The following is a 21,321-nucleotide window of genomic DNA, read 5'->3' on the forward strand; positions in this document are numbered from 1 at the left end:
TTTATTATTTGAATTCGTACAATGTAACACCTTGAACCACTCGATTTACCTCTCCAGTTGGGCAAGGATTATCTGGTGAAATATCAAAGGTAACACTTAATGTTAAGCCGATAATTTGAGATACTAATACACCAAGTGGTGCAAGTAATACATCATCAGCATCAACCAAATTATCTGGTAAAACAATCAACTCAAGCGGTGAGTTGTGACCAAATTTTTGCAATAATTGATCTGCAATACGTTGTGTTGCAATCACTATCACTTGCTTACATTTGTTGTCTGAAAGCAATTCAATTGCAATATCACGGTCAAAACGTGAGGTGTATTCATTATTACTAACAAAAACACAAGCTGTAGTGGTTTCATCAACAATAGATTTAGGACCGTGTCTAAAGCCAAGAGAAGTTTCAGAAAGGGTGACAACTTTTCCACCTGTCATTTCTAAAGCTTTTAATGCAGACTCTTTTGCTGCACCAAATAAGGTATTAGATCCTAAATAAACTAAACGTTCTGAAGTTGGAATTTTTTGCAAAAAGCCTGAAGAAAGTAACCGCTTACACCAGTCTTCTGCACAATCTGCTACCAAATTTAAATCAGCTAACGGACGACCTGCAGCACGGTTGACTAATTGGAATGTAAATAACAACATTGTTGAGAAACTTGATGTCATTACAAAACTTTTATCGTGGGTTTCTGGTGGCATTAAACAAACGTGGTTGTGGCTATCATTACGTTTTGCTAATTCACCATTTGGGTTACAAGTCACGTTTATTTGATGCACTTTCGGTGCAAGTTGCGATACTTTATCTGCGGTATCTACACTTTCTGCACTATTGCCTGAACGACCAAATGCAAAAACAATCCCTTCACTTTCTGAATCAAAATAATAGTTAGGACGACTTACAATATCTGTAGTAGGTACAGAGCGAACTCGTGCTTTGGAAAATTGCTGAATAGCATCTGCTAATACATCACCCACATAAGCTGACGTTCCCGCACCGCAGAATGTTATGTAAGCGGTAGGATTGTTTAAGGTTTTTGCAATAAGTTGATATAACGCAGGATCTTGCTGATCTAACAAGTCCTCGATTTGTCGCCAACAATTTGGTTGTTGAGCCACTTCGTTGATGGTGTATTGAGCACCATCGAGTTTTAATTCATATAAATTGCTATTTAATGTTTTATAATCCATTGTTCTTAGCTCCCTTAAATTTTAGCTGCTTCATAGTATGGCAAGAGTGCCAACTGAATATGAAAATGTACTAAATCTTCAAAGTTCCCTTTAATTTTACCTTCACGTACGGCATCAAATTCCACAGGCATATATTGTTTTAATAATCCTAATGGAATGGTCTTGCCTGCAAAGGCTGTTTTCATTTCACTGATAACTTGTTGTAATTTTGGTTCTGGTAAGTAGTAACGGCAACGATCCGATAAGCTGTATGCACGAGCGATACGTTGTTCTTGTTCATTACCTAAATAATATTTTTTCCAATATTTTGGTTTTTCCATCATTATTTCTTCAAGGGTTGCTTTAAATGAAGATACCCCTAATTGCATATCTTGTGCGATATGATCAAGAGCAAAATAAGCCTCACGTAGAGCAAAAGTTAATGCTGGCCCTACTTTTAAAATCGCAAAGTGATCACGCACTAAATGTTGGAAAGCAAGCGGTTTTTGATAATCGGTAGAGTGAGCCTCAAAAGTGGCATTTGGGAATTCATTTGCTAGGGCTGATAATTTTTCTGCATTTTCAGGGATATAATCCACCACGCTATGATGATCAAATTCCACCGCAGGCTGTACTACTAAGCCAACAATTCTTGACCACACACCACCTAAGCCGTGTTTTTCAAAAATTGCTTTATGCACTTGGAATGTCGTGCGAGCCGCTTCTGGCGTGGTTGGGGTAACTACATCTAAATCTTCTTGAGCACCACCTGGAACTGGCACTTCAGTACCAATAATATAGACAATATCGTGTGGCTGATTGGTTGCTTTTGCGGTATCTTCTGCAATTTTACATAAACGAGCCGCACGCTCTGCCACAATTTCATCGGTTAAAGGAACAGGATCATCAGAACAAGACATACTGCAATCTAAGTGAATTTTTTGATAGCCCGCACTCACATAATGACGGATTAACTCCTCAGAATGGTTCATCGCTGTTACGCTATCTTGATCTTGCCACGCATTAGGGCCTAAATGATCGCCACCTAACACTAATTTGTCCGCTGATAAACCGTTATCGATCAATAGTTTTTTTACATAAGCGACAAACTCAGCAGGCTTCATTCCTGTATAACCGCCAAATTGATCAACTTGGTTTGATGTGGATTCCACCAACAATAAATCATCATATTGTGCTGCTAGTTTTGCAGCAGCAATAATCACATCAGGATTTGCACTACAAACTGAAACCACTCCACCTTTACCCGTTGCTTTATGGTCATTAATACGTTGTTGAATTGGATTAACATTCATCATTTTCTACCTCAAAAAGTTGTACATTATTTTGTTCTAGAACAGTACGAAATTCTTCGGAGACACCTTTTTCTGTTACTATTCCAGTAATATCTTCAAAATTCATAATAGAAGCAAAAGCACACTGACCAAATTTAGAGAGATCTGCCAAAACATAGACTTCTTTTGCTTGTTGTGCCATTAGGCGAGTTAATTGTGCATTAGCCGTATCCGTTGTAGAAAAACCTGCTTCCAAATCAATCCCATCTGTTCCAATAAAAGCTTTAGTAAAATGACATTTATTGAGCATATCGCAGGCAACGGTTCCTTCAAATGCCATAATATTAGAATTTAATCTGCCACCTAAGGAATAAACATTCGTCTGCTCATGCTGAGATAAAATAGCTAAAGATGAAATTCCATTTACCATTACTGTCATCGGCGTATCAGGTAGGGCATTAACTAATGCTAAAGTTGTTGAACCAGAATCAATCACAATAGAATCAAACTCTGGATCAATAAGCTGTGTCGCTGCAAATTCTGCGATTCTTTTTTTTGCTTGTGCATTTATTGTGGTGCGTTTTTCTATATGAGTAGAAAGAAACGATTTTTGATTAACAACCGCACCGCCATATTGTTTACTTAAATATCCCTCAGCATCTAATTGTTTCAGATCACGATGAATCGTCATTACCGAAACATCAAATAACTCCGCAAGTTGTATTGGAGAAGATATAATGCCTTGTCGTAAACGGCTAAGAATTTCGGCTCTACGTTGTACAGGTGATTTTTTCATTTTTATGCCACTATATAATTTATGTTAAAATGTCTTCAAAAACTAACACACTTATTTTCTATTTTATGGTCGCAATATAAATAAAAAAAACACAATTTTCAACAAAAAATATCACATTTTGTGTTATAGTTCACAAAATTTATGTGATTAGATGTTATTTAAGTGAGATTTATTATGAAATTAATTATTTTGGATCGTGATGGTGTTATTAATAAAGAGCTAAAATGGGTTGAAAATCCAGAAGAATTTGAATTTATTGATGGAGCCATTGAAGCAATAGCAAACTTCAAAAAAGCAGGCTATATGACAGCAATTGCTACCAACCAATCACATATTGATCGTGGACGTTTTACTGTCGCTGATTTAGAGGCTATTCACGATAAAATGCTTAAAGAGTTACGAGCTAACGGTGGTGATATTGACAAAATTGTTTACTGCCCTAGTTTTGATAATAACGACCCTCGCCGTAAACCCAATCCAGGAATGTTATTAGAACTGTTAGCTCACTTTAATGTTAAACCAAGTGATGCAGTTTTTATCGGCGATTATGAAAGAGATATGCAAGCAGGCTACGATGCAGGTTGTCATTTAATTTTAGTAGAAAATAAACACGGTGACGGTGAATATCACAATATGCCTGACTATCTGAAAGAAAAAACAACTTTTGTAAAAACACTTTTAGAAGCAAGCAGAGTGATTGAAAAGTGGGAGCAGGTTTAAATAAAGATAGCGGTCACATTAGATCAAAAATTTGCAAATTTTTAAGTTAATGTGTCCACTATATACCTGAATAAAAAGCCGAAGCTTAACACTTCGGCTTTTTTTACAATCAATTTATTAAGAATAGTACATTTCAAATTCTACAGGATGTGGTGTCATATTTAAGTATTCCACGTCCTTACGCTTCATTCCAATAAAGGTATCAATGAAATCTTTAGAGAATACGCCGCCTTGAGTTAAAAATTCATAATCTTGCTCAAGTGCATCTAATGCTTCACCAAGTGACCCCGCCACAGCTGGAATACCTTGAAGTTCTTCTGGTGGAAGATCATAAAGGTTTTTATCCATTGCATCCCCTGGATGGATTTTATTATTAATTCCATCAAGTCCTGCCATTAATAACGCAGAGAATGCTAAGTATGGGTTTGCTAATGGATCTGGGAAACGTGCTTCAATACGTGTTGCTTTAGGGCTTGTGACCGCTGGAATACGGATAGACGCAGAGCGGTTACTTGCTGAATAAGCTAATAATACTGGCGCTTCAAACCCTGGGACTAAACGTTTGTATGAGTTAGTTGTTGGGTTAGTAAAAGCATTTAATGCTCGAGCGTGTTTGATAATACCGCCAATGTAATATAATGCGGTTTCCGAAAGACCTGCATATTTATCCCCCATAAAGATATTTTGTCCATCTTTACTTAGTGACATATTACAGTGCATTCCTGAACCATTATCACCCGCTAATGGTTTTGGCATAAAGCAGGCTGTTTTACCGTGTTCTAATGCGACATTTTGTACCACATATTTATAAATTTGAGTTTCATCCGCTTTTAATACTAAAGAATTAAATTGGGTTGCAATTTCATTTTGCCCTGCGGTTGCTACTTCGTGGTGATGTGCTTCAATCACTAAGCCCATTTCTTCTAATAATAAACACATTTCAGAACGAATGTCGTGTCCAGTATCATTAGGTGCAACAGCACAGTAACCCCCTTTAACCAGAGGACGATAAGCATTGTTACCCTCTTCATATTTTCTATTGGTATTCCACGCCCCTTCGATATCATCAATGAGATAAGAATTACCATTCATTTTATTACTAAAACGCACATCATCAAATAAGAAGAACTCAGGCTCTGGTCCAAATAATACGCTATCTGCAATACCTGTTGATTTCAAGTAAGTCTCTGCTCGCATTGCAATAGAACGAGGATCACGATCATAAGATTGCATTGTACTTGGTTCATAAACACTACAACGAATAGAGAGCGTTGGAATTTGAGCAAAAGGATCAACAACAGCACTTTCTGCAATTGGCATTAATAGCATATCGGCTTTATTAATAGCTTTCCAACCTTCTACTGATGAACCATCAAACATTTTACCTTCTTCAAAAAGGTCTTCATCTACGGCACTAATAGGTAAAGAAACGCCGTGCTCTTTCCCTTGAATATTGGTAAAACGAAGAAGAACAAATTTGATATCGTTTTCTTCGATTAAATTAAATACATTTTGTACTGCTTCATTTGACATAATAATTGCGTCCTTATTGGTTAGTTTTAATATAATTTATTCATTATTGTAAATAAAATCAAGTTTTTGTTAATAGGCGGTCACTTTAATGCAAAAATTTGCAAATTTTTGTGTTTATCTTACCGCTTGTTTTCTCATCATACCTCTAAATAATCTAAAATAGAGTGGGCGGCATCTCGTCCTTCTGCAATCGCAGTAACAACAAGATCTGAGCCTCTGGTAATATCCCCTCCTGCAAAAATTTTCTGATTAGATGTTTGTTGCTTATGATTTCCTTTTGCTTCAATTCTACCGTAATCATCTATTTTCACACCCACTTGCTCTAAAAAAGACATTTTTGAAGGAGAAAAACCAAAGGCAACAATCACGGCATCACAATCAATAATTGTTTCACTGCCTGCCACAATCTCAGCTCGCTGACGACCACTACTATCTGGTTTTCCTAGTTGGGTATGTACAATTTCAATACCTGTTACTTCACCCTTTTCATTGGTTTGAATTGCCGTAGGTTGCACATTAAATTGAAATTTAACCCCCTCTTCTTTTGCATTAACAAACTCTTTTTTAGAACCCGGCATATTGGTTTCATCACGACGATAAGCACAGTTCACTTCCGCTGCTTGTTGACGAATAGCAGTACGCACACAATCCATTGCCGTATCACCACCGCCCAACACAACCACTCGCTTACCTTGTAATGAAACAAATTCGTCGGTCTCTAAGCCCATCACATTCTTTGTATTGCCAATCAAAAAAGGAAGGGCAGAATAAACCCCTTGAGCCTCTTCGTTAGGGATATTGGCTTTGATGCTTTGATACGTTCCTACCCCTAAAAAAACAGCATCATAGTCATTGACGATTTCCTCCAACTGAATATCTTTTCCAATTTCAATATTCAATTTGAACTCAATCCCCATTTCACTAAAAATTTCACGGCGACGGCTCATCACACTTTTTTCTAACTTAAATGATGGAATACCAAAAGTGAGTAATCCGCCAATTTCAGGTTGACGTTCATACACCGTGACCGACACACCATTTTTAATCAGTTGCTCAGCACAGCCTAAGCCAGCAGGTCCTGAGCCAATTACTGCGACTTTTTTACCTGAATGAGGAATATTTTTTACTTGAGGTCGCCAGCCCATTTCAAAGGCGGTTTCTGTGATATATTTTTCAATACTGCCAATCGTCACGGCGCCAAATTCAGGATTTAAAGTACACGCTCCTTCACATAAGCGATCTTGAGGACAAACTTGTCCGCAAATTTCAGGTAATGTATTCGTTTCGTGTGCCAATTCTGCTGCTTCAATAATTCGCCCTTCATAGGTTAGTTTCAGCCATTCTGGAATATTATTATGTAATGGGCATTTATGTTGACAATAAGGGTTACCACAGGCTAAACAACGATCTGCTTGGGACTGTGCCTGTGGTTCACTAAACACTTCATAAATCTCAATAAAATCCTCTTTCCTTTGTATTAAGGGAATTTTAGGTGGATCATTACGATTTACATCGATAAATTGATAAATATTGCCTTGTCTTGTCATATTCTTTCCTACTTTAATTTGGTGATAGCGGTGACTTAGTGATAAAAATTTGCAAATTTTGATCTTTATCCTACCGCTTGTTATTGCTCACTATTGGGTAATTACACCAAGTTCATTGATGGTATGGCGATCTTGTCCTAGCAAGCCATCAACATCATTCGATCTGGGTTTAACAAGCACAAAACGTGCAATATATTCTTCCCAATTCTCTAAAATGGCTGTGGCTAATGGGCTCATTGTCTGCTCAAGATATTGAGAAAGTAAACTTTTTAGATGTGCTTGATGCCTTGTTAAATCAACAATAGATAACCCTTCCACTAACTCCTCATTGATACGCTCTTGAAGTCGATTATCCACATCTAATACATAAGCAAAACCGCCTGTCATACCTGCACCAAAATTAATCCCTGTTTTTCCTAACACACAGACCACGCCACCTGTCATATACTCACAACCATTATCGCCAATGCCTTCAACAACAGCGGTTGCACCTGAGTTACGAACAGCAAAACGCTCGCCTACTCGTCCTGAAGCATAGAGCGTTCCACCTGTCGCACCATATAAACAGGTATTGCCTGCAATAGTTGAGTGCTCTGGTTTAAAAACTACGCCAGTATGAGGGCGAATAACAATTCTGCCTCCTGCCATACCTTTACCTACGTAGTCATTGGAATCACCAGTTAAACAAATATTGATCCCTCCTGACAACCAAGCTCCTAAACTTTGCCCAGCTGTCCCCACAAGATTAAGATCAAAACGTTGTGTTGGATTGCCTTTATTTCCATATTTTTGAGCAATCTTGCCAGAAAGCGTTGCCCCCACTGAACGATCTAAATTACTTACATCAAAATTCATTATTAAGTGACGAGGCTCATTAGATTGCAATGTACTCTCTGCTTCTTTCATTATCGCTTTATTCAGTAAACCTTGATCCATAGGAGGGTTACTTTCAATACAATAGCAAGCACCACCTTTCGGCACTTTTGGTGTATAAAGTAATTTTGCTAAATCTAAACTAGAATGTTTTGCCGTTTTCCCTTCAATCACTGACAGTAAATCTGTACGACCGATCAAATCCGTTAATTGCGTCACCCCTAATTGAGCCATAAGTTCTCGTACGTCTTGTGCGATAAATTTAAAATAGTTCATCGCTTTTTCAGGTAAGCCGTGATAATGGTTTTGACGTAACGTCTCATCCTGTGTGGCAATACCTGTCGCACAATTATTTAAGTGACAAATACGCAAATAACGGCAACCTAATGCAATCATAGGACCTGTACCAAAACCAAAACTTTCTGCCCCTAAAATCGCTGCTTTAATCACATCAAGACCAGTTTTTAAGCCACCATCAATTTGTAAACGGACTTTATGACGTAAATTATTTTCAACCAATGCCTGCTGAGCCTCTGCTAAACCAAGTTCCCACGGTGAACCCGCATATTTGACACTTGTTAGAGGGCTTGCACCTGTGCCACCGTCATACCCTGCAATAGTGATTAAATCTGCATAGGCTTTTGCCACGCCTGTTGCGATGGTGCCAACGCCTGGTAAGGAAACCAGTTTTACTGAAATTAATGCCGTTGGATTGATCTGTTTTAGATCAAAAATTAATTGTGCCAAATCCTCAATAGAATAAATATCGTGATGAGGCGGGGGGGAAATTAAGGTTGAACCCGGTACGGAATAACGTAATTTTGCAATATAAGGCGTCACTTTATCCCCTGGAAGTTGCCCCCCTTCACCAGGTTTCGCCCCTTGTGCCACTTTAATTTGAATAACATCAGCACTCATTAAATAAGCAGGCGTTACCCCAAAACGACCTGAGGCGACTTGCTTGATACGAGACACTTTTTCTGTACCATAGCGAGCAGGATCTTCGCCGCCTTCCCCTGAATTTGAGAAACCACCTAAACGGTTCATTGCAGTTGCTAATGCTTCGTGGGCTTCTGGGCTTAATGCTCCGATACTCATCGCCGCACTATCAAAGCGTTTATATAAATTTTCTGCGGGTTCAACCTGTTCAAGAGGAATAGACTTTTGTGAGTCTATATTTAGATGTAATAAATCTCGAATATTGGTGACAGGGCGATTATTTACCACTTCGGTATATTTTTTATAAATCTGATAATCCCCTGAATTCACGGCTTGTTGTAAATAATTCACTACATCAGGATTATAAGCGTGATATTCACCTTGTGGTTTATATTTAAGCTCTCCCCCCATTGGTAATGGTTGGCTAACACGCCACGCTAAGCGGTTGAGCGTTATATTATCTTGGTTTAAATGCTCAAAGGAAGCACCACCAATACGACAAGTAATACGAGGAAAACATAAATTGGTAATTTCTTTACTTAATCCTACCGCTTCAAAAAGATGAGCACAACGGTAAGAGGAGATAGTCGAAATACCCATTTTAGACATTATTTTATACAGCCCTTTATCAATCCCTTTACGGAAATTCGCAATAACTTCTCGTAATGGTTTATTCATTGCACCTAGTTTGACTAGCTGCCCCAATGTTTCATAAGCTAAATAAGGGTAGACCGCTGTTGCACCTAACCCAATTAACACTGCAAAGTGATGAGGGTTACGTGCTGAGCCTGTTTCCACAATAATATTGGCATCACAACGTAAATTTTTCTCAACTAAACGTTGCTGTATCGCCCCTACTGACAATGCCGCAGGAATAGGTAAATTTGTTTTACTAATCAAACGATCAGACACCACAATTAAACCACAACCCTTTCTTGCGGCTTCTTCCGCTTGATCACACAAATCAGCAATGGCACTTTTTAAATCGGTAATATCACGATTATAAGTCGCATCTAAAAATATATGTTTATACCACTGCTGAGGCAATGCCAATATTTGTTGCATATCAGAATAAACTAATATTGGCGATTTAAAATTCACTCTATGGGAGGTGCTTTCTGTTTCAAAAAAGACACTCACCTCTTGCCCAATATTTGTGGCAAGGCTCATCACGTGGGCTTCTCGCAAAGGATCGATCGGCGGATTGGTAACCTGTGCAAAATATTGACGAAAATAATCATAAATAACACGAGGCTTTTCAGACAATACCGCAAATGGGGTATCATCACCCATCGACCCTACTGGCTCTTGTCCGTTCTCACCCAATACTTGAATGATATTTTCAAGCTCTTCTTTTGTATAACCAAACTGCTTTTGATAAGTGAGTAGTTGCTCAGGCGTGACCTCAATATCACCAACTTCAGTATCAGACACCTTTTCAAAAGGGGTTAAACGTAATACATTTTTCTCTAACCACTCTCGATATGGGTGGCGATCTTTAATTTCAGCATCAATTTCTGCGGAATGAATTAAGCGACCATTATCAGTATCTATCACTAACAATTCCCCTGGTCCAACACGCCCTTTTTCAATCACTTCATCAGGGGCATAATCCCAAATCCCTACTTCACTGGCAATGGTAATTAACTTATCTTGCGTAATCACATAACGAGCAGGACGCAAGCCATTACGATCTAAATTACAAGCAACGTGGCGACCGTCGCTCAACACGATTCCCGCAGGTCCGTCCCAAGGCTCCATATGCATAGCATTAAAATCATAAAAGGCTTTTAAATCTTCATCCATATCAGGATTATGTTGCCACGCAGGTGGAATCAATAAACGCATTGCTCGGAATAGATCCATTCCGCCATTCACAAAAAGTTCTAACATATTATCTAACGAGCTTGAATCCGAACCTGTTTCATTGATAAAAGGGGCGATAGTTTGCAAATCAGGAATGAGTGGCGTGCTATATTTATACGCCCTTGCCCTCGCCCACGCACGGTTTCCTGAAATGGTATTGATTTCACCATTATGGGCTAGATAACGAAAAGGTTGTGCCAATTTCCATTGAGGTAGCGTATTGGTAGAAAAACGTTGATGAAAGAGACAAATCGCACTTTCCATACGTAAATCCGCCAAATCTAAATAAAATTTAGGGAGATCCTTTGGAATGCACAGCCCCTTATAAATAATGGTTTGCGAAGACAGGCTACAAATATAGAAATCGCTTTGCTCAATGCGTTTTTCAATGCGACGACGTGCCATATATAAACGGCGTTCCATATCCTTAATGCCCCAACCCGGAGGCACATTGATAAACACCTGTTTGATAGCGGGCAAGCTCGCTAAGGCAATTGAACCTAATATCGCTGGATTGATCGCCACATCACGCCACGCACTAATGGTTAAGGTTTCTTTGGTTAATTCTTGTTTAATAATCTGTGTATATTGCTCGATTAATTCAGGATCTGCAGGAAAAAAAATCTGCCCCACCGCAAACTCTTTTGCCAATTTAAACCCTTGTTCTTCAGCAATAAAACGAAAAAAACGTTTTGGCATTTGCAAGTGTAACCCACAGCCATCCCCTGTTTTTCCATCTGATAACACCGCCCCACGATGTTGCATACGAGAGAGACCTAAAATGGCATTACGCACTACTTTATGACTTTGCTCACCCTCAATATTTGCGATTAACCCAAACCCACAGTTTTCTCGCACTTCATTTTTATCATATAACATAACACCCCTTCCCACTTTTATATTTCAAAAAAGCCAATTTATTTTGATTTTTATATCAATTTATATGAAATATAGAATTAATTTTATTATTTTAGATTAGAATTATAAATGATAATAATAAAAAATACTAATGATTGATAAGGTTAATTTGGTTAAAAAGGGATTTTTTTGTGATGAATATAGATTATTTGCTCTATTAAAGAATAAAAAACACACTATTTATGGTTGGCTAAACAAAAAATCGTCTTTCTAATTTATAAGCTAAAGGGAAAATTACTAATAAGAAAAAACAAGCGGTCACATTCAATCAAAAATTTGCAAGTTTTCATAAATAGGTTAAAGCATATTGTTGCCATATTCTTTCCCTGTGCATTACGGGAGCATATACGCAAACTACGTTTGCTAATACTCCCCTACAATAATTATTATATATCAATTAGTTACAATGTTTTGTAGGGTCGGCATTAGCAAACATAGTTTGCGTATATCCGACCGTTGCTCGATATCAAATTTTCTGTGAAATATATTACAAACAAAACAAAAAAATCTTCTCTCTAATTTATCCCTTAGAGAGAAGATGAATAAACAAAAAACAAGCGGTTACATTCAATCAAAAATTTGCAAATTTTTATAAATAGGTTAAAGCATATTGTTGCCATATTCTTTCCCTGTGCATTACGGGAGCATATACGCAAACTACGTTTGCTAATACTCCCCTACAATAATTATTATATATCAATTAGTTACAATATTTTGTAGGGTCGGCATTAGCAAACTTGTTTGCGTATATCCGACCGTTGCTCAATATCCAATTTTCCACAAAATATAATTAAAAACAAAACAAAACAAAAAAATCTTCTCTCTAATTTATCCCTTAGAGAGAAGATGAATAAACAAAAAACAAGCGGTAACATTCGATCAAAAATTTGCAAATTTTTATAAATAGGTTAAAGCATATTGTTGCCATATTCTTTCCCTGTGCATTACGGGAGCATATACGCAAACTACGTTTGCTAATACTCCCCTACAATAATTATTATATATCAATAAGTTATAATATTTCGTAGGGTCGGCATTAGCAAACATAGTTTGCGTATATCCGACCGTTGCTCGATATCAAATTTTCTGTGAAATATATTACAAACAAAACAAAAAAATCTTCTCTCTAATTTATCCCTTAGAGAGAAGATGAATAAACAAAAATGCAAGCGGTTAAATTTTATTAGAAATCTAACCGCTTAAAATTTAGTTACAATCTTCAACGCATTCACCTTTTTTATTTATAGAAAACCATTTTCCATCTTTTTTAACTCTAGCTAAACCCGCTATAAATATGCCTACATCATCATATTGCAATGGAATAACAGCTTTTCCTTTTTTATCTATAAAACCATATTTTCCATCTTTTCTAACTTGAGCTAACCCCTCTATAAATGAGTATGCGTAATCATATTGTAATGGAATAACAGTTTTTCCTTTTTTATCTATAAAACCCCATTTTCCATCTTTTTCAACGCTAGCTAAACCCTCTCTAAATGAGTATGCACCATCATCATATTGTAATGGAATAACAATTTTTCCTTTTTTATCTATAAAACCCCATTTTCCATCTTTTTCAACTCTAGCTAAACCCTCACTAAATGAGTATGCACCATCATATTGTAATGGAATAACAATTTTTCCTTTTTTATCTATAAAACCCCATTTTCCATCTTTTTTAACGGCTAATGATCCTTCTGGATACGCTAATATAAGCTCGCTTTTATCTTTATCAAAGGAGTCTATATCACGATCAAGCCAGCCTATATCCTTATATTCTGTAATTTTTCCTTTACTATCAATCACTAAATATTTAAAAATTTCTTGCTCAATAATATAACTATAACCAAATTTATATATGTATTGGTATTCAAATGACGTTATTTTTCCTTTGATATTAACAAAACTCAACTTCCCATCTTTTTTAACTACACCTAAACCATTCTCTAAAAACGGATAAGCTTTATCATATTCCAACGGAACAACCACTTCCCCTTTACTATTCACAAAGCCATATTTACCTTGTTCATTATGAACCACACTTAATGTATTTTTATCAGAATAAGGTACTAAGCCATAAAAGAATTCGCCTTTAGTATTGATGAAACCTAATGAACCACCTTTTTTGGCTTCTGCTAACCCAACCACTGAAAATGGAGCAAGATAACTATATTCAAATGGTATAACAATATCCCCTTTGCTATTTATCGCTCCCCATTGACGAAAAGTATTTCGAACTCTCGCCAAATTATCAGCTGAGAAAGAATAAATTTTATCACATTCTAATGATACAACACTCTCTCCTTTCGTATTAATAAGTTCCCACTTGTTATATCCTGTTTGAACTCTTGCTAGACCATTTTCTGAAAAGGAATAGGCTTTATCATATTGTAATGGAATAACAACTTCTCCTTTACTGTTAATGAACCCCCATTTCCAATCTTTTGCAATAGGAGCTAGACCATTTTTTGAAAATGAGCTTACATAATCATATTTTAATGGAATAATGATTTCTTCTTTACGATTAATAAATGCTTTTTTACCATCTTTACTAACAGGAGCTAAACCATTTTCTGAAAAGGAATCAGCCCAACTATATTGTAATGGAATAACTTCTTCTCCTTTACTATTGATAAAACCCCATCCACCTTCTTTTCTAACTGCTGCTAAACCATTTTCTGAAAATGATACCGCTTTATCATATTGTGGCTGAATAACAAATTTTCCTTTTTTATTTATAAATCCATATTTTCCCCCACGTTTTTTAACCAAAGCCAAACCATTTTTCATAAATGGCTTAGCTCTAATATATTCAAATGGAATAATTATTTCCCCATTACTGTTTATAAAGCCATAATGACCATCTTTTCTTGCTAAACTTAATTCTGTGTCAATACTCGCTACTTTTTTAACAGTATTACTTTCTGATGATTTAGATTCTTCATTCACCGTTACTGTACTTTTGGGTGTTTTAGTTTCAGTATTTTGAATATTAGATTTTTCTTTATTTTCACTCACCTGCTCCGCAGACTCTCCTTTCTCCATAGCCAAAATCAAACTGACATTATTTTTCTCTTGTTCTGTCAGTTGATTTTCATAAATATCTGTTGATGTAATTTCTTTTGGGGAATACCACGAGAATGTTTTGAAGAACGTATCTAAATCTGAGCCTTCTTTAAAGGTAAAGCCTTTTTTAGCAAAGAAGTAGTTTCTTAATAGGCGTAATTGCCCTTTGGAATAGTCTTTTAAATCGGCTTTAGTGAGTTTGTTGTTTTCAATGTAGAAGAAGTCTTTTTTGGTTACAGAATATTCTGATTTTTTAGATTGATGCTTAAGTGGAATATTTTTAAAACGCCAACAACCTTTTTTGTAATTCAAGGCACATTCACCTTCAAATAAACTAAATGTTTTAGCATTATCACTAGGAGCAATAAACTTAACCGAGAATGTGTCGCCTGAACTCATTGACATTCTTTCAGGGCAATAAGTGACATTATCAAGACCAACTAAAGATGATTTTTTTGGATTATCATCAATGATAAAAGGGATATTTTCACCTGAACCATACCAACAGACATTCATACTATCAGTAACTTTAAAGTTAAGTGTAATATATTTATTATTTAAGTCATAACCTGTTATGTAAACAGGTCTGCCACTACTTTCTTGAATATTTAGATTATCAACACTTTGTGCATTTGTATAAGACGATGCTAATATTAAAAGACTAAGTAATGATCTTTTCATTTTCTGCTCCCAATTTGTATTTAATTCAAACAATGAGCTCAAATAATATTAGTTTTCTAAAAAAAACAACTACTTAGAAGTAAAACTAATTTGGTGGTCTTTTTGACTTTTTTATCCATAATCTAACCTTTTCAATAAGTTAGCAAGATCCCAATCCTTTTAGATATTTTTATAAAAATTTCAATTTTGTGAACTAACTAGCAAAATTGAATTTTTTTTATTCCTAAAATAAATCGTCTTGAATATAATCACTTTTTAGAAGTTAATTTCAAATTAACTCCAAATTTTGAAGTTTTTCTTCAGTTAATTAAATATAGGGTAAATGTAATATCTAAATTAATTGCTCCTAATAATTAGGAACAATATTTTCTCACTTACTCTCTATTTAACTGTTTCTATCTTTGTTAAATATATAAGGAGTTTATCAATGAAAAAAGTTTTTTTTAAATCATCTATCGCAATTGCAACCCTCGCTTTAACTCAAGGTGCATTTGCTGGATCATACCCTGCTTTACCAGAAGTGATTGCGGGTTCAGGAACAGGTGCATTAGTGGGTGATACCCTTTATGTGGGGTTAGGTTCAGGTTCTGACTTATTCTATTCATTAAATTTAAAAGAAAAAGAGGCTAAATGGGAAGCTGTTCCTGCATTCCCTGGTGGTAAAAGAAATCAAGCTGTAGCGGCAGGTGTTGATGGTAAACTTTATGTTTTTGGCGGTTTCCATAATACAGAGGTTGCTGATAACCAAACGGCAAAAGATGCCTATAGCTATAATCCTACTGATAAAAAATGGCAAAAATTAACAACTCGCTCACCATTTGGCCCAAGTGCAGGTACCAGTGTGACAACTTATAAAGGTAAAATTTACTTCTTTGGTGGCGTAAACCAAAATATTTGGGATGGTTTATTCCAAGATGCAAAAGCAGCAGGAAAAGAAGGCAAGGGCAAAGTCTTTGATAAATATTTTGATATGTCTGCAGAAGATTTCTTATTTAATTCAATTGTAACCAGTTATGAACCAAAAACCAATCACTGGGCAAATCAAGGCTACTTCCCTTATGGTGGACGTGCTGGAGCAGCCTTTGCCGTTGTTGATGGTAAATTTGTAGTTGCAAATGGTGAACTTAAAGCAGGACTTCGTACGGATACCACAGAAGTGGGAACACTAGGTGATAAAGGTATTGAGTGGAAAGCAATGCAAAAACTTCCAGCTCCAAAAGGCGATAAATATCAAGAAGGTATTGCTGCTGTAATGAGTGGTGTTAGTCACGGTACGTATTTAGTGACTGGTGGTGCAAACTTCCCAGGTGTCGCTGAAAATTACAAAAAAGGTGTCAACGATCATCGTAAAGCAAAAGCAAGTAAAACATTCCGTTCTGACGTTTATGCTTTAGATATGAAAACAGGCTCGTGGAAAATTGTAGGTAAATTACCTGTGGGTACGGCAGGAGCAGTTTCTGTTACTTATGGTGATAAAGTGATTATTGCTGGTGGTAAAACTACGGGTAATAAAGCATTAACAGAGGTTAAAACGATGAGTTATGATGGTAAAACATTAACTGTTGAATAATCATTTCTGATTTAAAAACAAATGCCTGCAGTAATTAATTACTGTGGGTATTTTTTTGATTAAAATTGGCATAGTAGACAAAATAGTTGGTAATTTTGAGGAGCTATGCCCATAGTAGACAAATGAGTTGGTTTTTATTATTTTATAAATAATTACCAACTCCTTTTATTTAGAAAATCTTTTATAAACATAATCTTATGGTATTTGGTTAAACCATTATGATTAGATAGTTTTCGTTTAAGTTCTCCAAATAAACTTTCAAGCCTATTTGTTGTTTTTTCTATATTTAATTCAGGATATTTTTCAAAAGTAAATAAATAATCCATATTATATTTTAAGCTCCTGTAAGCACTTCTTATATTACGATGTTTAAAAGGATATTTACCCTTTTCATTTATTTTATCGGAGCGTTCATTTAAATATTCTTTATGTTTTAAATACCAATAATGTAAATTAATATAGAACTCGTTTTTAGAGCTATTTTTTAATGTTTTAACTAATATTTTTAGCTCTTTTCCCGCTTCAGATTTAGGGTTCCTTGTTAATTTCCTTATTACATTTGTTATTTGATGAAATTGGCAAAGTTGTGCAGGCGTATTTAAAAAATCTCTTAATAATCCTCGTCTTCCATCACAAGTAATAGATTGAATAATATAGCCTTTTTCTCTTAATTTATTCATTGCTAATAGATAATAAAGATTTTTTTCTGTTGTCACAATTTGATGATAAATTACCTTCTTTGATAAAGTGTCCATAAAAACGAGAACACCAAAATTTCGACCAAAGAAAGTGGTATCCATCATTAAGTTCAATTTATTATTTTGTGGGATATTTAATGGCGTTTTAGGGGCTTTTAAAACATATCTTTGAATAGTTCTAACAGAGCAATTATATTTAATTGCTAGTTGCTTATAGGTTTGTTTACCTTCTGTGTAATCTAGCCAAATTTGGCTTGAATTTAAGGATTTTTTGAAGGTAAAAGTTTTATTACAAATAGAGCATTTATAACGTTGAACATTATTTTGGGTACCATATTTGTGAATATTCGTTTTATGACAAAAAGGACAAGTTTTTTATTCATTTTCAAAAAAGTGGGCTAAAGCACAGTAATATAAAGCTTTAACCCATTTTTTACCAACTATTTTGTCTACTATGCCTTAAAATTGAATTAAAAAGAAGTGGTCGGCGAGATAGGATTCGAACCTACGACCCACTGGTCCCAAACCAGTTGCGCTACCAAGCTGCGCTACTCGCCGATCTTAATTTGAATTAGACAAAAAATGGGGTGGCTAATGGGATTTGAACCCACGACAACCGGAATCACAATCCGGGGCTCTACCAACTGAGCTATAGCCACCATTGTCTATTTTTTTGTTGTATTAGCATTAACGTCTGGCGCGCTCGACAAGATTCGAACTTGCGACCTTTGGCTCCGGAGGCCAACGCTCTATCCAACTGAGCTACGAACGCCTTTAAGTACTGCGTCGTTGCGAGAGCGTATGTTAGTGATTTTATAAGCTATTGTCTAGCATTTTTTTGCATTTTTTTACTGATTGAGGGGAATTTATCCAAAAACAGAAATTATTTGCAAAAAGTGTTACCGATCATACCGCTTAAAAAATATTTTGTAAGCTTATTATCCCATTGAGTAATAAAGTTTACCTATTTCTATTTTTTGACGACCACTTGCCTCTCGCCATCGATTAGAATCTCGCAATGAGTACACGCAACCGCAATATTCTTGTTGATAAAATTGCTCGCGTTTACTAATTTCTATCATTCGCTGTGAACCACCACCTTTACGCCAGTTATAATCCCAATATTCAACGTCACTATAGGGTTCCGCCGCTCTATGACCACAACCATTGATTTGATGCATATCCTTCCAACGAGAAATTCCTAAACAGCTAGTATAGACTGGAAAACCATTTTCGTGTGCATACTGTGCCGCTTTTTCAAAACGCATATCAAAGCACATTGTACAACGAATACCTCGTTCTGGTTCATCTTCCATTCCTTTTGCTCGCTCAAACCAATCTGCACGATTATAATCTGCATCAATAAAAGGAATATTATATTTCTCTGCAAAACGAATATTTTCTTCTTTACGAATTAAGTATTCTTTTAATGGATGAATATTTGGGTTATAAAAATAAATGGTAAACTCTATCCCTGATGCCAAAATGGCTTCCATTACTTCCCCTGAACAAGGTGCACAGCAAGAATGCAATAATAACTTTTTATGCCCATTTGGTAATTCTAGTTGTGGACGAACAAAAGGTGCATTTGGATCTTTTTTCCGACGACGTTTTTTATATTGTTCCATAACTTATTCAAAAAATCCTTTTACAGTTAACACAACCCAATCCCAAGCTTGCCCAAATATATTTGTTTCCGCCACATCTGACATTACCTGTAAATCAACGGAAGAAATGTTTTTGCCTTCTAGCTGATACATAATTTTACCAACCACTTGACCTTTTACAAGAGGTGCCTTAAGTGCTTTACTTTCCAGCTTATAATGTGCTTTTAACTCTGATTTTTTACCTTTAGGAACAGTAATATAGTGATCTTTAAATGAACCTAACTTAATATTATTTTGTGTTCCATAATAAACACTTTGATCTACCAACGCTTCACCCGCCTTTAACAATTTAAAGGTTTCAAAGTTGGAAAATCCCCATCTCAATAATTTCTTGCTTTCTCTTTCTCTGCCTTTATAAGTAGAGACTCCCATTACAACAGAAATTAGACGCATATTATCATTGGTTGCAGAAGCAACTAGATTATAACCCGCTTCATCAGTATGGCCTGTTTTCATACCATCAACATTCATTGATTTATCCCACAATAAACCATTGCGATTACGCTGTTTAATTTTGTTGAAAGTAAACTCTTTTTCTGAATAAACTTTATATTCTTCAGGTAAGTCTCTAATAATATGCGAACCAATAATAGCGATATCTCGAGCTGAAGAATATTGTTTTGGATTATCTAAGCCGTGTACTGTTGCAAAATGTGTATTTTTCAAACCAAACTTTTTAACGTATTGGTTCATTATATTAATAAAGCCTTCTTGAGAGCCAGACACGTGCTCAGCCATTGCCACACAAGCATCATTACCTGAAGCAATAATAATGCCTCGATTTAGTTGTTCAACTGATACTTTTTGGTTTAAATTTAAAAACATTTTGGATGAACCTGGAAACTTATAACCCCAAGCATCATTGGATACAGTGACGATATCATCATAGCTAATATGTCCCTGCTTGATTGCTGAACCAACAACATAACTTGTCATCATTTTAGTTAAACTTGCAGGATAATGACGTTGATCTGGATTTAAACTTGCTAAAACTTGTCCAGAATTATAATCCATCAATATATATGTTTTAGCCTTTAATGACGGTAATGTCGAGGTAAAATCCACCTCATTATTAGCGTAAGTCAGAGATGACATTGCCATTACACATACGCCTAATTTATATAAATGATTTTTAATCTGTAACATATCTACCCCTGTTTATTTACTAGAATATGTATAAACCTTATGGTGTGTTAAAAGAGCTAGCTGTTTTTTTAAGGTCTGTGCATGTGCAGCATTTTTTGCTGAAATTAACACATCGTAATATTTTCCTTGCTTCTTAATTATCGCCTTTGGTCTCACTGCACGAATAATTTCTTGAGCACTTTTTTGGGACTTAAATCCAAGTACTTTGACAACCGTTGGGCTTAAATTCTCAATTTTATATACTCTTTTTTGATTTCCCTTAATTTTAAGAGACAATCCTGATTTTTTAGCTATTTTTAATAAAGAAGCCGTGCCTTTTCCTGAAATATAGCCATTTTTATCTACGTGTAATGCTTCCATTTTTACTTTTGCAACACCTGATTTAAGCATACCTAAAGAACGTGCAGCTCGCTTAGAAAGATCTAAAATACGTTTTTTACTAAATGGGCCTCGATCATTTACCCTTACGATAATTTTACGTCCATTACGAAGATTTTCCACGAGTAAATAAGTACCAAAAGCTAAGGTTTTATGTGCTGCTGTAAAATGGTTTTCATTAAAAATTTCACCATTTGCTGTTTTTCGCCCATTAAACTTACCGCCATAATAGCTTGCCATTCCCACAGCATGATAACGAGCAGAGGCCTCTTTTCCTAAGGTTGTATATTTTTTCCCTCTATCACGATAACTATATCTTTTGGTTGAGACTTTTGAAGGATGTAACTCCGCTCCTTTTAATCCCATTTTTTGTATCGATGATTTTGCTGTGACAGGTAAGACCGACATCACCATCATCGTTACTAATAACGTACTAATAATTCTTCTAAATTGCATAATA

At 35.7% G+C, this 21,321-nt stretch carries 12 protein-coding genes, 3 tRNA genes and 1 pseudogene; 2 read left to right on the forward strand and 14 right to left on the reverse strand.

The features are described from left to right. Positions 1-4: 4 nt before the first annotated feature. From A6B44_RS10095 to A6B44_RS10105, 3 genes are read right to left on the reverse strand one after another with little or no spacing between them, the layout of a single operon-like run. The gene (locus A6B44_RS10095; protein ID WP_090921363.1) at positions 5-1,192 is read right to left on the reverse strand and encodes an SIS domain-containing protein; all 1,188 of its coding nucleotides are present in this window, start codon (positions 1,190-1,192) and stop codon (positions 5-7) included. A 14-nt stretch (positions 1,193-1,206) separates the two neighbouring features. Continuing rightward, positions 1,207-2,487, reverse strand: a complete 1,281-nt coding sequence (locus A6B44_RS10100) for a class II D-tagatose-bisphosphate aldolase, non-catalytic subunit (RefSeq protein ID WP_246253114.1) — start codon at positions 2,485-2,487, stop codon at positions 1,207-1,209. After that, positions 2,474-3,259 (reverse strand): DeoR/GlpR family DNA-binding transcription regulator, encoded by a 786-nt coding sequence (locus tag A6B44_RS10105; protein WP_090921361.1) that lies wholly within the window; start codon positions 3,257-3,259, stop codon positions 2,474-2,476. Before A6B44_RS10105 ends, A6B44_RS10100 begins: the two co-directional genes overlap by 14 nt. Before the next feature lie 174 nt (positions 3,260-3,433). Here A6B44_RS10105 and A6B44_RS10110 point away from each other — a divergent pair, with 174 nt between their 5' ends. Beyond that, entirely contained in the window at positions 3,434-3,979 is a 546-nt protein-coding gene (locus A6B44_RS10110; RefSeq protein WP_090921360.1) for a D-glycero-alpha-D-manno-heptose-1,7-bisphosphate 7-phosphatase, read from the forward strand. A gap of 117 nt (positions 3,980-4,096) precedes the next feature. Here A6B44_RS10110 and glnA read toward each other — a convergent pair whose 3' ends face one another. From glnA to A6B44_RS10130, 4 genes are all read right to left on the reverse strand, one after another. Next, the gene (gene glnA, locus A6B44_RS10115; RefSeq protein WP_090921359.1) at positions 4,097-5,512 is read right to left on the reverse strand and encodes a type I glutamate--ammonia ligase; all 1,416 of its coding nucleotides are present in this window, start codon (positions 5,510-5,512) and stop codon (positions 4,097-4,099) included. A 137-nt stretch (positions 5,513-5,649) separates the two neighbouring features. Then, positions 5,650-7,059 carry an FAD-dependent oxidoreductase gene (locus tag A6B44_RS10120; RefSeq protein WP_090921358.1) on the reverse strand — a complete coding sequence of 470 codons (1,410 nt, stop codon included), beginning with the start codon at positions 7,057-7,059 and terminating at the stop codon, positions 5,650-5,652. Positions 7,060-7,149: 90 nt separating this feature from the next. Beyond that, on the reverse strand, positions 7,150-11,616 hold the full coding sequence (gltB, locus tag A6B44_RS10125; RefSeq protein ID WP_090921357.1) for a glutamate synthase large subunit: 4,467 nt from the start codon (positions 11,614-11,616) through the stop codon (positions 7,150-7,152). Positions 11,617-12,861: 1,245 nt separating this feature from the next. Beyond that, positions 12,862-15,402, reverse strand: coding sequence for a WG repeat-containing protein (locus A6B44_RS10130; protein ID WP_090921356.1), 2,541 nt, complete (start codon positions 15,400-15,402; stop codon positions 12,862-12,864). Positions 15,403-15,829: 427 nt separating this feature from the next. Between A6B44_RS10130 and A6B44_RS10135 the strand changes: the two genes are divergently transcribed. Beyond that, the gene (locus A6B44_RS10135; RefSeq protein ID WP_090921355.1) at positions 15,830-16,972 is read left to right on the forward strand and encodes a YjhT family mutarotase; all 1,143 of its coding nucleotides are present in this window, start codon (positions 15,830-15,832) and stop codon (positions 16,970-16,972) included. A 152-nt stretch (positions 16,973-17,124) separates the two neighbouring features. Here the strand turns inward: A6B44_RS10135 and A6B44_RS10140 are convergent. The 7 genes and pseudogenes from A6B44_RS10140 to A6B44_RS10170 form a co-directional block, all read right to left on the reverse strand. Continuing rightward, positions 17,125-18,030 (reverse strand): annotated as a pseudogene (locus A6B44_RS10140) (IS256 family transposase, variant Zn-binding type); the annotation flags it as partial. 121 nt (positions 18,031-18,151) lie between these two features. Next, a tRNA-Pro gene (locus tag A6B44_RS10145) sits at positions 18,152-18,228 on the reverse strand. Positions 18,229-18,253: 25 nt separating this feature from the next. After that, positions 18,254-18,329: transfer RNA gene (locus tag A6B44_RS10150), tRNA-His, on the reverse strand. Positions 18,330-18,365: 36 nt separating this feature from the next. Then, a tRNA-Arg gene (locus A6B44_RS10155) sits at positions 18,366-18,442 on the reverse strand. A 166-nt stretch (positions 18,443-18,608) separates the two neighbouring features. Then, the gene (locus A6B44_RS10160) at positions 18,609-19,298 is read right to left on the reverse strand and encodes an epoxyqueuosine reductase QueH (protein WP_090923077.1); all 690 of its coding nucleotides are present in this window, start codon (positions 19,296-19,298) and stop codon (positions 18,609-18,611) included. 3 nt (positions 19,299-19,301) lie between these two features. Continuing rightward, positions 19,302-20,483 (reverse strand): serine hydrolase, encoded by a 1,182-nt coding sequence (locus A6B44_RS10165; protein WP_090923075.1) that lies wholly within the window; start codon positions 20,481-20,483, stop codon positions 19,302-19,304. A gap of 12 nt (positions 20,484-20,495) precedes the next feature. Further along, positions 20,496-21,317 (reverse strand): septal ring lytic transglycosylase RlpA family protein, encoded by an 822-nt coding sequence (locus A6B44_RS10170; RefSeq protein WP_090923073.1) that lies wholly within the window; start codon positions 21,315-21,317, stop codon positions 20,496-20,498. Between the last annotated feature and the right edge of the window lie 4 nt (positions 21,318-21,321).

This window comes from Pasteurella skyensis (assembly GCF_013377295.1).
Classification (GTDB): Bacteria; Pseudomonadota; Gammaproteobacteria; order Enterobacterales; family Pasteurellaceae; genus Phocoenobacter; species Phocoenobacter skyensis.